General features: G+C 68.6%; 9 protein-coding genes. 3 read left to right on the plus strand and 6 right to left on the minus strand.

Annotated features, from left to right (window positions below; translation table 11 throughout):
- Window positions 1-97: 97 nt before the first annotated feature.
- The 6 genes from SM447_RS27185 to SM447_RS27210 all read right to left on the minus strand — a co-directional run bounded on the left by SM447_RS27185 (window position 98) and on the right by SM447_RS27210 (window position 10,220).
- Window positions 98-1,672, minus strand: coding sequence for a tryptophan halogenase family protein (locus tag SM447_RS27185; RefSeq protein ID WP_474575723.1), 1,575 nt, complete (start codon window positions 1,670-1,672; stop codon window positions 98-100).
- Window positions 1,673-1,721: 49 nt separating this feature from the next.
- A complete protein-coding gene (locus SM447_RS27190; RefSeq protein ID WP_474575737.1) occupies window positions 1,722-3,716 on the minus strand; it encodes an ABC transporter ATP-binding protein in 1,995 nt (664 codons plus the stop codon).
- 62 nt (window positions 3,717-3,778) lie between these two features.
- On the minus strand, window positions 3,779-5,512 hold the full coding sequence (locus tag SM447_RS27195; protein WP_474575724.1) for an ABC transporter ATP-binding protein: 1,734 nt from the start codon (window positions 5,510-5,512) through the stop codon (window positions 3,779-3,781).
- A gap of 324 nt (window positions 5,513-5,836) precedes the next feature.
- On the minus strand, window positions 5,837-7,867 hold the full coding sequence (locus SM447_RS27200; protein WP_474575725.1) for a glycoside hydrolase family 95-like protein: 2,031 nt from the start codon (window positions 7,865-7,867) through the stop codon (window positions 5,837-5,839).
- A gap of 23 nt (window positions 7,868-7,890) precedes the next feature.
- Complete coding sequence (locus SM447_RS27205; RefSeq protein ID WP_474575726.1) at window positions 7,891-9,048, minus strand: nucleotide disphospho-sugar-binding domain-containing protein; 1,158 nt, start codon at window positions 9,046-9,048, stop codon at window positions 7,891-7,893.
- A gap of 53 nt (window positions 9,049-9,101) precedes the next feature.
- Complete coding sequence (locus tag SM447_RS27210) at window positions 9,102-10,220, minus strand: nucleotide disphospho-sugar-binding domain-containing protein (protein WP_474575727.1); 1,119 nt, start codon at window positions 10,218-10,220, stop codon at window positions 9,102-9,104.
- Between the two features lie 421 nt (window positions 10,221-10,641).
- Between SM447_RS27210 and SM447_RS27215 the strand changes: the two genes are divergently transcribed.
- From SM447_RS27215 to SM447_RS27225, 3 genes are read left to right on the plus strand one after another with little or no spacing between them, the layout of a single operon-like run.
- Window positions 10,642-11,754 carry a cytochrome P450 gene (locus SM447_RS27215; RefSeq protein ID WP_474575728.1) on the plus strand — a complete coding sequence of 371 codons (1,113 nt, stop codon included), beginning with the start codon at window positions 10,642-10,644 and terminating at the stop codon, window positions 11,752-11,754.
- Window positions 11,751-12,191, plus strand: coding sequence for a cobalamin-dependent protein (locus SM447_RS27220; RefSeq protein WP_474575729.1), 441 nt, complete (start codon window positions 11,751-11,753; stop codon window positions 12,189-12,191). The genes SM447_RS27215 and SM447_RS27220 overlap by 4 nt, the downstream gene beginning before the upstream one ends.
- The gene (locus SM447_RS27225; protein WP_474575730.1) at window positions 12,184-13,563 is read left to right on the plus strand and encodes a methylaspartate mutase; all 1,380 of its coding nucleotides are present in this window, start codon (window positions 12,184-12,186) and stop codon (window positions 13,561-13,563) included. The genes SM447_RS27220 and SM447_RS27225 overlap by 8 nt, the downstream gene beginning before the upstream one ends.
- Window positions 13,564-13,581: the final 18 nt, after the last annotated feature.

A 13,581-nucleotide genomic window follows, 5' to 3' on the forward strand; every position in this document is an offset into this window, starting at 1 on the left:
TCGTCTGGGCTCGCTGGCGATACCTGGCCAGTCCACGGTTGCATGGATTCATGACCGGGCGCAGCCCCGACATGGCGTCCTGACCTCCAGGCACTCGTCAAGACGCCGCCTCCCGCATGTGTGTGAAGAACTCATGCTGCGTGGGTAGCGTGTCGACCAGGTACCTCGCCCGGTCACGGATCGCCGCGAACTCCTTCTGCGCGGCGGTATCGTCAGCTAGCCGCAGCGCCGGCGACGGGCGTACCTGAATCCCGCCGGTACCGAGCAGGATGCACATGTAGGAGTACGGCGGCAGCCCGTGGTAATACGGGAAGACAGTCTCGGAATCGGGAAGTTGCACCTGCCAGCGCTCAATGCGGGCGGCCAGATCGTCCGGCACCGCCCGGGTCTTGGTGTCCTTCCAGTACTGCGTGTCGTCACGTTCCGCGCCCCGGTAGTGCAGGACGAGGAACTCTCGGACGCCGTCCATGACGTGGGCGACCGCTTCGTTGTACCGCTCTCGCAGCGCCGGGTGCCAGTCGGCCGCGGGGAAGTACTTCACCAACTGCTCGATCGCGTGGTGAATGAAGAAGATGCCGGTCGACTCGAGCGGCTCGACGAAGCCGCTGGACAGGCCGATGGCAACGCAGTTGTTCCTCCAGGACTCCTCGCTACGACCAATTCGCATGCGAATGTGATTGGCCTCCGCGTGGGCCGCCTCCGGCCCGACGAACTCCCGCAACCGGCGCTCGGCTTGCTCGGGCGTGCAGTAGTCCCGGGCATACACGTATCCGGTGCCGATTCGGCCGTACAGCGGGATGGTCCAGATCCATCCGGCTTCCTGGGCCGTCGCGGTCGTGTACGGAGGAATCCCGCGCTCCGCCATGTCCAACGGCACCTGGAGAGCGACCGCGCTGTCGTTGGGTAGGTGGTCCTGGTAGGACCTGAACGGCACACCGAGCGCCTGGTGGAGAAGCACCGCACGGAAACCTGTGCAGTCGACGTACAGATCGCCGCGCAGCTCACCGTGCTCCTTGGTGAGAAGGTGATCGATCCAGCCGCGCTCGTCCAGCCGGACGTCCGCCACCTCGTCCACCACGTGCCGTACCCCGCGATCCACCGCGTATCCGGTCAGGAACTTGGCGAGCAGGGCAGCCTCGAAATGGTACGCGTACGGGAACTGCGTCTTGCCCTGGTGCTCCGACATGGTGAGGCCGATGGGCTCGTCGCCACCCCTGGCGAAGTCCTGGTCGAGCAGGGCACCACTGAGATTGCGCGGGCTGCGCCCGGCATCGCACAGGGATGCCATCACGAAGCAGTCCCGGTCGAACCGATCCGAAGGGCCCTGCTGCAGCCACCAGTCGGTCAGCGGGAACCCGTTGACCGACCGGAGCTGCTCGAACGGGTGGTAGAAGTGGTGCCCCGCACGCCGCCAGTCCTGGAACCGCACGGCCAGCTTGTAGGTGGCGTTGCAGGCCGGCATCCAGTCCGCCTCCTTGAGGTCGAGGAACTCGAAGAAGTGACGGATGTCGCTGAAGGTTGCCTCACCGACGCCAATTGTTCCGATCTTGCCGGATTCGACGAGCGTGACGGACACGCCGTCACCGAACGCCGCCTTCAGGTAGGAGGCGGTCATCCAGCCAGCGGTACCGCCACCGACGATGACGACCTTGTCGGGGTTCTGTGTGGTCACTTCAGCATCCTTGTCTCCAGGGCCGACCGCGGCGACGGTCGGGCATCCGTTAGTGCGGACTTGTGTCAGGCGAGGTGCGGCGGACCGGAACCTCCGGTTTCCGATGTGTTCGGGAAGGATCGACGCGCCGCGCCGCCTGCGGCGAGCGTGGTAGCTCGTCGAGATCGGTTGTCGGCTGCGTGAACTGGGCGTCGTGCAGCTCGCGATACCTGCCACCGGCCGCCAGCAGGGTCTCGTGGTCGCCGCGCTCGACGATTCGGCCTTCGTCCATGACGAGGATGACGTCCGCGTCACGGATGGTGGACAGCCGGTGCGCGATGACGAAGCTCGTCCGATTGGCGCGCAGCGCGGCCATCGCCTCCTGGACCAGCACCTCAGTTCGGGTGTCGACCGAGCTGGTCGCCTCGTCGAGGACCAGCAGCTGCGGATCGGCAAGAAACGCCCGAGCGATCGTGATCAGTTGCTGCTGGCCCACGCTCAAGTCGCCGGATTCCGCGCCGACCATCGTCTCGTACCCGTCCGGCAACCCCTGGACGAACCGGTCGACGTGCGCCGCCCGAGTGGCCGCACGGAACTCCTCCTCGGTGGCGTCCGGACGCCCGTACGTGATGTTGTCCCGGATCGTGCCGGCGAACAGCCAGGTGTCCTGCAGCACCATGGCTACCCTCCCCCGCAGGTCGGACCGGCGCAGGGCGGTGATGTCGGTGCCGTCCAGACAGATCCGTCCCGAATCCAGCTCGTAGAACCGCATGAGGAGATTGACCAATGTGGTCTTGCCCGCGCCGCTGCTACCCACGAGGGCGACCGTCGAGCCAGGCTCCACGGCCAGCGACAGGTTCTCGATCAGCGGTTCGTCCGGCCGGTAACGGAACGACACACGCTCGAAGGCGACACGTCCGCGTGGTGGTCCGGTCGGTGCCACCGCGACCGGCTCCGGCGCCCGCTCCGGCGCGTCCAGCAGATCGAACACCCGTTCCGCGGAGGCCACGCCGGACTGCAACAGGTTGGCGATCGACGCGACCTGGGTCAGCGGCTGCGAAAACTGACGACAGTACTGGATGAACGCCTGGACTTCGCCGAGGGTCATCGCGCCTGACGTGATCCGCAGGCCGCCGACCACCGCGACAGCCACGTAGCTCAGGTTCGCGATGAACATCGTCGCCGGCATGATCAGGCCCGAGATGAACTGGGCTCGGACGGCCGCTCGGTACAGCGCCTGGTTGCGCTCGGCGAAGGTGGTGGCGGCCTCCTCGCGCCGGCCGAACACCGTGACCAGCTCGTGCCCGGTGAAGACCTCCTCGACGTGGGCGGTCAAGGCGCCGGTTTGCGTCCACTGTGTCGCGAATTGCCGCTGGGACCGCCTCGCTATGGCCCGCGTGACCAGCAGCATCAACGGCACGCCGACCAGCGCCACGACCGCCAGCAGCGGAGAGATGATCACCATCATCGCGATCACTCCGGTGATCGTCAGCAACGCGGTGAGCATCTGCCCGAGTGCCTGCTGCAGCGTCTGCGCGATGTTCTCCACATCGTTGATCATTCGGCTGAGCAGCTCGCCGCGCGGGTGCCGGTCGAGGTACCGCAAGGGAAGCCGGTGCAGCTTCTCCTCCACCTCCGCGCGTAGGCCCTGCACCGTGCGGTTGACCACGCCCGCCAGGATTCGTCCCTGGAGCCACAGCAACAGGAAGCCGAGCGAGCAGACCACGACAGCCAGCGCCAGGACCTGACCCAGGCGAGCGAAGTCGATGCCGACGCCCGGCGTCACGTCCATTCGGGCCAGCATGGCCGCCCGCTCCTCCTCCCCGGCTGCCCGCAGGTCCCGCACGGCCTGCTCGTGAGAGATGTCGGCGGGCAACTGGCTGCCGACGACACCGGCGAACACCAGGTCGGTTGCGCGTCCGAGCAGCCGCGGCAGCCACACGTTCAGCGCGACACCACCGGCGGCCAGCCCAGCCACGGTCAGGATCCAGATCCGGTCGTGACGCAGGCGGGCGGCCAGGCGTCGGACCGTGGTCCAGAACGCCGCCGACCGTGGTCCGGGCAGAGCGGTCCCCAACCATCTGGCGCGGGCACCGGGCCGACCGGCCCGGGCGTACTGGGTGCCGTTCACCGCGCCGACACGGCTGGCTGCTGGGAGCCTGCGATCTCGGCGTACGTCGGACATCGCTCGAGCAGTTCCTCGTGTCGGCCGACGTCAACCGCCTCGCCGTCGTCGAGCACGACGATCTGGTCCGCGTCGATGATGGACGCGATTCGCTGTGCCACGATGATCAGCACGGCGTCCGCAGTGGCCGTCCGCAGCGTCTTTCGGAGCGCGGCGTCCGTCCGCAGGTCCAGCGCGGAGAACGCGTCGTCGAGGAGGTAGACGGCGGGGCGGCGCACCAGCGCCCGGGCAATCGCCAGCCGCTGCCGCTGGCCGCCCGACACGTTCGTCCCCCCCTGTGCCACCGGAGTGTCCAGCCCGCCCGGCATCGCCTCGACGAACTCCCGGGCCTGGGCCACCTCCAGGCAGTGCCACAGCTCGTCATCGGGGGCGTGCGGGTTGCCGTAGCGCAGGTTGCTGGCGATCGTGCCGGAGAACAGGTACGGCCGCTGCGGCACGATGCCGATCCGCTCCCGCAGCTTGTCGAGGGGCAGACTACGGACGTCGACGCCGCCCACTGAGATCGTGCCGTCCGTCACGTCGAACAAGCGCGGAATGAGCGCCACCAGCGTCGACTTCCCGGCGCCCGTGCTGCCCACGATCGCGGTCGTTCGGCCGGGCTCGGCGGTGAAGGAGACGCCCGTCAACACCGGACGTCCGCTACCCGGGTAGGTGAAGCGGACCTCGCGCAGGACAACGGCGCCGCTCGCGGCGGTAGCCACGGACCGCCGCTCGGGCTCGGTCACGGAGGGTCGGGTGTCCAACACCTCGACGATGCGCTCCGCGGAGACACCCGCTCGGGGCACCGACATGATCATGAAGCTGGCCATCATGACCGACATCAGGATCTGCGCCAGGTAGAACAGGAAGGCGGTGAGTTCGCCGATCTGAAGGTCCCCCGAGCCGACCCGATGGGCGCCGAACCACAGCACGGCGATGCTGGAGAGATTGAACACCAGCATGATCATCGGAATCATCAGCGCCATCAACCGGGCGGCGCGAAGCGTCGTCGCAGTGAGATCGGCATTGGCACGGGCGAAACGGTCCCGTTCGAGCGGCTCCTGGGTGAACGCGCGAATGACGCGAATGCCCGCCAGTTGGTCGCGGAGCACGCCGGTCAGTCTGTCCACGCGCTGCTGCATCAGCCGGACGATCGGCACCAACAGGCCGATGACCACTCCGACCGCGATGGTGATGACCGGCACCGCGATCAGCACCAACCAGCTCAGACCGACATCCTCGCGGAGCGCCATGACAGCGCCGCCGACGCACATGATCGGGGCAGCCACCAGCACCGTGCTCGCGGTCATCATCAAGCTCTGCACCTGCTGCACGTCGTTCGTCGTACGGGTGACCAGCGTGGTGGCACCGAAGCGACGCAGTTCCGCGCTGCCGAAGCGGCCGACCCGACCGAAGATCTCGGCCCGCAGGTCCCGGCCCAGCCTCATCGCTGTGGCGGCTCCGAGCCGCACAGCCACCGTGGAACAGCAGATCTGCACAAACGTCACCGCCAACATGAGACCGCCGACGCGGAGGATCGTGTCGGTGTCTCCGCGCGCGATCCCGAAATCGATCATTTCGGCGTTCAGTCGTGGCAGGTACAGGGCGGACCCGGTCGCGACGACCTGCGCCACCACGACGAAGGCGAGCGGCTGCAGGTGGGGCCGCAGGCGGGGCCGCAGCAGCCGGATCAACACTTGTGGGCCGTGCCAGGGCGAGGAGGCGGACGGCCGGTGACGGTACGCGCGGCGGGCGGTCCAGGACGGGTCATGCGGGAAAGCGTAGCGACGCCACTCGCATTAGCACTATGTCATTCCGAAATAGATTAAAGACTACGATGCCGATTATCGGCCGGCAGTACCGCGCGCATCGGAGCAGCATTGTCCATCCGCAGTCCCCGCTGTAGTCGTCGGCGAAAGACTGCTCAGCGGACCCGATGGAGCACCGTGAATTCGACCGTCGCCGGCGCCGGGGCGCGCGCCACGAAATCACATTTTGGGCCCCGTGGTGACAACCATTCCTCAGGCCAGCGAACCGAGCGCTCGATCCGCTGACGTCTCGGTGTAGCCCCATTGCCGGGCCGAGCCCAGCGCCGGTACGTCCCGGACGGCCGTCAGGTCCCGGGCGGCACCCGCGCGGGGGCGCACCACCAGCGTTTCGCCCGGAGCGAGTCTGGCCCGGACCATGCCGGGAGCAACCTCCTGGGACGCGACCGGGCGGCCGGCCCCGTCGCGGAGGTCCACCTCCGCCGCGATCCCGTGGCGTAGCACCAGCGGCCGGCCGGCCTCGCTGCGTACCCGTACCCACTCGGTGCGGCCGTCGCGGCGCGATGCGTCGAGCACGAAGGCACCCGGAGCTCGCAAACCGCTCACCGACACGTCCCGCCAGCTCGCGGGCACCGCCGGGAAGACGTCCACCACGTTGTCGTGATCTGCGGACAGCAGCATCCGCAGTGTCACCTGGGCCGCCTCGAACGGCACCCCGCCCCGCAGTGTGCCGCCCTCTTGGTAGACCGTGGTCGAGGAGAGGCGGGAACTGGTGTGTGTCCGCCCGTCGAGCACCTGCCCGAGGTGTCGCAGAGCGTCCTCCGGTGATCGGGTGGCCAGTGCCATCGATGCCGCGGACAGGTATGAGCGCCCGGTCCACGCCTCCGGCATCGCGGCCCAGTGGCCGAGGCTGCGCTCCATCCGGGCCCGGTCGGCCGGGCGCCGCCACACCGCCTCGCTCAGCGGATGCATCCAGAGCAGGTGCGCCGGAAACGGCTGGGAGACACCCAGGCGGACGCCCGCGCCGATCATCACCCCACTTCCATCGGTGTGGTAAGGGACGAGCCGCTCCCGCAACGTCCGCCAGCGACGGAGCTCAGCGGCGTCGTCCTCGTCCGGTCGGGTCGACTCCACGAGCCGGTCAACAGCCCAACGCACCAGCGAAAGATCGTAGGTGCAGTCCTCCACGTTTCCGTACCCGGGCGAGTAGGTTGGCGGTAGGTGCAGGCGGCCGTCGGCCCCCTCGACCAGGAAGCCCGCGTAGTGTTCGACGCTGCTGCGCAGCATCGGCCGGAGCACGTCACGCAGGACCCGCTCGTCCGCGCCATACCGGTGGCTGTTCCAGATCTCCGGGAGATTCCACGCCATGATCGGGTTCTCCGCGTCGCCGGCCTTGAGACCGGCACCGGGCACGGCGAACGCGAGATGGTCGAAGCCCTGCGGCCATTCGCCGCGTTCGACGGCGGACAGCGCGGGGTGCAGCTCAAGGTGGTTCGTCGTGTTGAGCGTCACCGGGGTCTGCAGGCCACCGCCCGGGTCACTGCGCGCGGTACTGGCCGCGCTGTAGACCTGTAGCCAGTGGAATCGCTGCAGGGTCTTGTCGGGTACCGAGACGAAGCTGCCACGGTAGTACCGGTGCCACCACCGCCGGTGCGCCTCGACCACCTCGTCCGGGCTCTCGGCCAGCAGCCGAGCCGGTTCACGTGCCGGCGCGCCGATCACCACCCGACGTCGTGACCCGTCCCATCGGTCGTGCCAGCCGAAGTCCGGCAAACCGCCTGGCGCGACGAGCTTCGCCGCAGCGCCTTCGCCGCCGCTGTCGGTCAGGCCGATCAGCAGCACGCCCGTTCCCCGTGGTACCAGGACGGTCATGGCGAGGCGACCACGAGTCGTGGTCACGGTGCCGGACAGCTCCGCGTCCCAGGGGTCGAGCTGCCAGCGAACATCCGTCAACGCACCAGCCAGCGGCAGCACGAAGCGCGCGGCGGGCCGATCCCACCCGGCGCCGGACCGGCCGACGGCGAAGGTGAGACCGGCACCGTCCTCGGCCGCGTACACCTGCGCCGTAAGGTTGCCATCGCCTAGGAACGGCGCGTTCCACCACGCGGAGGGCGCACTCGTCCACATCATGGTGGCGTCGCGGACCACGCTCGCGTGCAGGTTCTCCGCCGTCGCGAGACCCTGCCCCCAGGCCTGGTCGTCGTCGAGTAGCTGGGTGCCGCCCGCTGCGACGAACCCGGTGGCGGCGAGTCCACGGAGGAACTGGCGTCGCTCGACTCCTTGCATCGTCTCTCCCCCTGGCATCGGGTTCAGCGGTCCTGGATGTAGCTCTGCAGGGCGTCCGCCGCCATCGCCGCGGTGTCCGTCCGGCGCATCGGGTCGGCGATCTTCGCCAGAGTGTGCGCCACGTTTTGGTCGGCCACCAGCCGGCGTGCAGCGGCGAGGAAGGCGGCTGGTTCGGCCGTCTGGTCGACCTCGGCCGCCACGCCCAGCTCCACCATGCGGGCGGCGATGCCGCGCTGGTCGTACGCCTTGGGAACCGCGATCATCGGCACCTCGTGCAGCACCGCCTCGAGCACGGAGTTCATGCTGGCCCGGGTGACGAAGACCGAGGCACGGCCGAGCATCGCGGACTGGGGCACGTAGCGCCGGGCGATGACGTTCGCCGGCAGCGTGCCCAGCTCCGCCGGATCGCTGGCCGCGGTGGCCATGACCACGGTCCACTCGGTGTTGGCGAATGCCTCGGCAACCGACCGGAAGAACTGCGGTGAGCAGCTGAACACCGTGCCCGGGGACACGAACACGGTCGGTCCCCGCTCTATGCGCTCCCAGGGCAGGTCAGTGTCGCCATAGTCGCTTGTGTCGCGCACGAGCGGTCCGACGAAGTGGTACCGCGCGCCGAAGGTCTCCCACCGCGGTTGGAATTCGGGCGTGGTGTTGACCAGTGCCAGACCGGCGTGATCACGCAGCGCCGGGTGAAACTGCGGGAGCAGGCCGAGCCGCCGGACGGTGCGTATCCATCGCTCGCTGCGCCGCCGTCGCAGGCCGTCCACGACCATTTCCTCACTGACCGCGTAGGTCACGCTGAAGGAGGCCACAGGCGTGCCCTCCTTGCGGGCCGCCGGCGGCCCCCACCGGGCAGCGAGGTCGGCGACCACCACATCGGGCCTCCATACCGGCCAGCGGCTCCGCAGCCGGCGGACGATGCCGGAGCGTTCGCGCATCATGCGAAGCGCCGCCTGGCGGTTACGCTTGCGCTGCTCCTCGGTCGGGTTGTCCGGAAAGCTGGTCACCACGGTGGTCTCGACCTCCGTGACCGCGCAGCCGACGTGGCGAAACGCGTCGGCGAACGTAGGTACCACCGCAACGGAGACGGTCTCGCCGCGCCGGACCAGCTCGGCGGCGAGCGGCACCATCGGGTTGACGTGGCCGTGCAGTGGATAGGGAACGAACAGATACCGCGCCACGGTGCGCCCTCCGGGGTTTCGGCCTGACATGCGGACAGGTGGGCCGGAGGCGCTCAGCCGGCGGCGCCGGCTCTGACCCGGCGGGCCGCCGCGAACTCCTCCAGCGCGTCAGCGGCCCGGACACCCGGGCGGCCGGCAGCGGCCATGGAGGCGGCGAGCTGACGCAATCGGGCCTTCACGGCGGGGTCAGCGGCGAGGCGGCGGGCGGCGTCGCGCACACCGTCGACCGGTACGGTGCGGCCGACGACCAGGCCGACGCCCAGCTCTTCCAGGTGATCGGCGGTGCCCTTCTGATCCAGCGAGAACGGCGCGGTCAGCATGGGCACCTCACACCGGACGGCGTCGAGCACGGAGTTCATACCGGCGTGCGTCAGGAACACGTCGGAGTGCCGTAACACCTTGTGTTGCGGCACGTATCGCCGAGCATGAACGTTAGCGGGTAACGGGCCGAGTTCGGCGGGTTCGGTACGGGCGGTGGCCATCACCACCGTCCACTCCGTGTCCGCGAACGCCGTGGCTACGGCCCGATAGAAGTCGACGCCGCGCTGGAAGACGGTGCCGGAGGAGACATAGATCGTCGGCCCGCCGGCCAGCCTCTCCCAGGGCAGGTCGACATCGGTGTGTTCGTCGTCGCGCAGCAGTGGTCCGACGAAACGGTACCGATCGTCGAATCCGGCGCGGTCGGGCTGCAGGTCGTCGGTGGCGTTGACCAGGGCCATGTCGGCGCGGTCCCGCAGAGCGGGATGGGCGATGCGGATCAGGCCGGTGCCGCGCAGCACCGCGGTCACGACCGGGCCCGCGGCACGACGGACGCCGTCGACGGCCATCCGGCGGTTCACCGCGTACGTCCCCGTGAACGACACCAGCGGCGTCCGGGTCCGTCTGGCCGCGCGCGCTCCCCATCCGGCGTAGAGGTCGGTCACGACCACGTCGGGCTGCCAGCGTGTCCACTGCCGACAAAGGTCGTCGGCGACCTGGGCCCGCCGTCGGCGGTTCGCCGCGTGGGCCCGGCGGCGCTCGGCGCGACCGCGCTTGTCGAGCTTCTCCGGCATCGATTCGAGGATGGGGGTCTCGATGTCGTGCAGGTTCGCGCCCGCGGACCACAACGCGTCGGCGAACTGCGGATCGACGGCGGCCACCACGGTGGCGTCCCGGCGTACGAGCTCGGTCACGATCGGCACCATCGGGTTCACATGCCCGTGCATAGGGAATGGCACAAAAAGATAGCGAGTCATGAAATCCCGATCCTCCGTCACCGCACGCTAAGCAAATACGGCCGCAGCTGGAATTCGCAACGGCCACGTTAGCAACACCGACCAGGCATGTCACGCTCATTTAGCGCTGCATGAATGAGCGACGACGATGTCCGGTAAATGCTGGACGAACCGCTCAGCACCGGTGGACAGAGCCGGGGTGGCCCGGTATACAGACGTTGTCGCTGAGCGACGTCGGCATCCGTAGACGAGGGATCGATCGATGACGGTGGCCAGAGCCAGCAGCTTGTTGGATCTGTTTGAGTCGGAATGGGTTGCCAAGCCATACGAGTTGTATGCGCGACTGCGTGAGCAGCATTCCGTCTACTGGGACGACCTCATGCGGGCATGGGTCGTGCTGACCCATGCCGATGTCGCGAGCCTGTCGAAGGACAGCCGGCTGTCCAGCGCCCGGATCGACGATTTCCACGCCCAGCTTCCGCCAAAATCGCGCATGGAAATGGCGCCGCTCGCGGCGATTCTGAAGGACATGATGCTGTTCCGGGAGCCTCCGGAGCACACCCGGCTACGCAAGCTGATCCGGCCGAACCTGTCACCGAGGTTCATCCGCACGGTCCGCACCATGATCGAGAAGCTGGCCGATGACCTGCTGGACGAGGTGGCGCCGACCGGCCGCATGGACGTCATCCACGACTTCTCCGAGCCGCTAACCCGTGGGGTCATCGCGCTGCTCGCCGGCGTACCGCCACACGCGGATCACCTGCTGAAGGACTGGACCGGCCTACTTCCGGAGTTCTTCTCCCAGTCGTCGGCCGAGATGCCGCGCTTGGCCGCCCTACGCGCCGCGTTCGACGAGAAGGCCGGTGACCGGCGCGCCGGCATCGGCGACGACCTGTTCACCCAGATGATCGCCGAGCAGCTCCGCGACGGCGGATACACCGATGACGAGGTATTCGCCAACTTCCTGCTGCTCATCGACGCTGGTCAGGCCACCACCACTCATCTTGTCGGCAACGCCGCCCTCGCCCTGCTGACGCACACCGACCAAGCCGACCTGCTCAGGCGCGAGCCGGACCTGGCGGCCAACGCGGCACACGAGTTCCTGCGTTACGACAGCTCGGTGCAGTTCACGACGCGGATCGCCCTCAGCGACGTGGAGGTGGCCGGCGCGCACATCCGTGCCGGTGACGCGGTGGCGCTGGTGCTCGGTGCCGGTAACCGCGACCCGCGACGGTACGTCGAGCCGGACCGGCTAGACCTGTCCCGTAAGGCGTCTGACCACCTGTCGTTCGGCCATGGCATCCACTACTGCCTCGGCGCGACGCTCGCCTTGGCGGAGATCGAAATCGCCATGCGCCGGCTGGTGCAGCGGACTGAGAACTGGCGCCTGGCCAGCGATGACGTCAGTTGGCTCGACAGTGTCAACTTCCGGTTCCTCAGCGGGCTGCCGATCGACTTCGACGAGCGAGAGCCGGGGGTACGAGTGCCATGACCGAACCAATCGCTCCGGTCAGAACGGTGATCCTGGGCGTGGCGGCGAGCGACGCGCACGCGGTGGCCAATCAATTGATCTGCCGCATGCTGCGGGTACACGGATTCCGAGTGGTCAACCTCGGCGTCTGCACGCCGCTCACCGAGTTCGCCGACGCTCTCGACCGCGAGCCAGACGCTGAGGCGGTCATCATCGGGACCGTCAACGGCCACGCTCACGAGGACCTGCGGGAGCTGCCCGCGCTGCGTAGCCGTGGCCGGCTTCGTCGACCGGTGGTCCTCGGCGGAAACCTGTCGGTCGGGTCGCGCAAACAGGCCACGGATCTGCAGCGGCTCGCCGCGCTCGGCATCGACCACCTGCTGCAGGACGTCTCCGAACTGCTCCCGCTGCTGGACCGGATGGCCGCAGCCCTGGTACCAGAGCCGAAGCGTGGCTGAGTTGTCCGCGCTCCAGGTCAGCGCGACGGTCGCCGATCGGCTGCCCTGCTGGCGGGAGATCGTCGCCCACCTCGGCGAGAAGACCGGGCGTCGAGCGGTGGACGTCCTGCGTGCGGCGGATCGGGCCGGCTCTCCGGCTGTCCAGCCACGTTGTGGCGTGGGCGGGCACCGCGAAATGATGACGCTGCTACGCGAGCTTGAACGATCCGAGCCGGCGATGTTGTCGATCACCATCGACTCCTACACGCGGCTCGGGCAGTTCGACGTGGCGGCCAGGGTACTCATCGACGATCCGACGAGCCTGAACGGCTACCCACTGGTCACCCACGGCTGGCAGCGCGGCCGTGAACTCGTCGGCGCGGTCGGTGTGCCGATCGAGGTCCGGCACGGGTCGCCGGACGGCCGGGATCTCTTCGCCACCGCGCTGGCCGCTGGCATCACCTCGTTCGAGGGCGGCGGCATCGGCTACAACCTGCCCTACTGCAAGAACGTGCCGCTGGACACGTCGCTGCGCGCCTGGCAGCAGATCGACGCCACCTGCGGAGTGCTCGCCGACGAGGGCGTGATCGTGGAACGGGAGCTGTTCGGGTCGTTGACGGCGGTCCTGGTCCCGCCGTCGATCAGCCTGACCGTCACCCTGCTGGAGGCGATTGCCGCCGCCCGAGAGGGCGTACGGTGCATCTCGATCGCGTACCCGCAGGGTGGTGAGATCCACCAGGACGTGGCGGCGCTGCGCTGCATCCGTGCGCTGGCCAGCCACTATCTGGGTCCCGGGGTCGAGGTCTTCCCGGTCCTCCACCAGTTCATGGGCCTCTTCCCGACCGACCCGGCGTGGGCGGCGGGGCTCATCCTCTACGGGGGTCTGGTAGCGCGGCTCGGTGGGGCCACCAAGGTGATCAACAAGACCGAGCAGGAGGCCTCCGGGCTGCCTGACGCGCAGGCGAACGGGCGCGGCATCCGTACGACGGCGGTGGGCGCGTCGAGCATGTTCGGCTTCATCAAGGTCGATCACGACCGGGTGGCGGAGGAGATGTCCTGGATCGAGCGTGAGGTCACCGAAATGGTCGAGCCGGTGCTCGGCGGCGGTGATCTGCTGACGGAGATCCGCGCCGGATTTCGGTCGGGTCGGCTGGACATCCCGTTCAGCGCCAGCGTGCACGCGCACAGCAGGATAGTTCCGCGCCGCGACCGGTCCGGCGCGATCCGCTACCTCGACAGCGGCGACCTGCCATTCTCCGCCGCCACGAAGCGACGCAACACCGCACTGCTCGACTACGCGACCGGCCTCCCGCGGGGAGACGCCGCGGACGCCGACGAGATAGCGGCGGTGGTCCGGGACATCGCCTACTTCGCCAGCCGCGCCCCAACCTGATCCGGTAACGAGACCCGT

It is taken from the genome of Micromonospora aridisoli, assembly GCF_056150025.1.

Excerpts from the sequence above, each read along its gene's own strand:
- SM447_RS27200 (WP_474575725.1), bottom strand. The coding sequence starts at position 7,867 with ATGCAAGGAGTCGAGCGACGCCAGTTCCTCCGTGGACTCGCCGCCACC.
- SM447_RS27220 (WP_474575729.1), top strand. The coding sequence starts at position 11,751 with ATGACCGAACCAATCGCTCCGGTCAGAACGGTGATCCTGGGCGTGGCG.
- SM447_RS27215 (WP_474575728.1), top strand. The coding sequence starts at position 10,642 with ATGCGGGCATGGGTCGTGCTGACCCATGCCGATGTCGCGAGCCTGTCG.